General features: G+C 42.7%; 1 rRNA gene. It reads right to left on the bottom strand.

Annotation, left to right across the window (positions count from 1 at the left end):
• Positions 1-510, bottom strand: a 16S ribosomal RNA gene (locus tag DBV10_RS22955); the annotation flags it as partial.

Raw genomic sequence — 510 nt, 5'->3', positions numbered from 1 at the left:
TTACCGCGGCTGCTGGCACCAGACTTGCCCTCCAATTGATACTTGATAAAGTATTTAAAATGTTCTCATTGCAATTATGAAACCACTAGGGCCCATATTGTTATTTTTTGTCACTACCTCACCGAACTGGTATTGGGTAATTTACGCGCCTGCTGCCTTCCGTGGATGTGGTAGCCGTTTCTCAGGCTCCCTCTCCGGAATCGAACACTGATTCCCCGTTACCCGTTACAACCATGGTAAGCTTTGATCTTACCATCGAAAGTTGATAGGTCAGCCACTTCAAGAGATATGTCGTCAACACAAAGGTCGTACGATCAGTAAAATTATCCAGAGTCATCAAAAAACCGGTTTGCACCAGGTTGATTTTGATCTAATAAATCCGCCGCTTCGTGAGTCACGGCATTCTGTTAGATATTAGCTCTAGAATTACCACAGTTATCCCATGGCAAAATGATAGAATCTCTCAAATCATAGCTGTTATAATGAGCCATCCGCGGTTTAAGTTTTTTT

This window comes from Acidovorax sp. FJL06 (genome assembly GCF_003852545.1).
Classification (GTDB): Bacteria; Pseudomonadota; Gammaproteobacteria; order Burkholderiales; family Burkholderiaceae_C; genus Acidovorax.
Note: the sequence above shows the minus strand (reverse complement) of the source record. Positions and strands in the feature narration are given on the sequence as shown.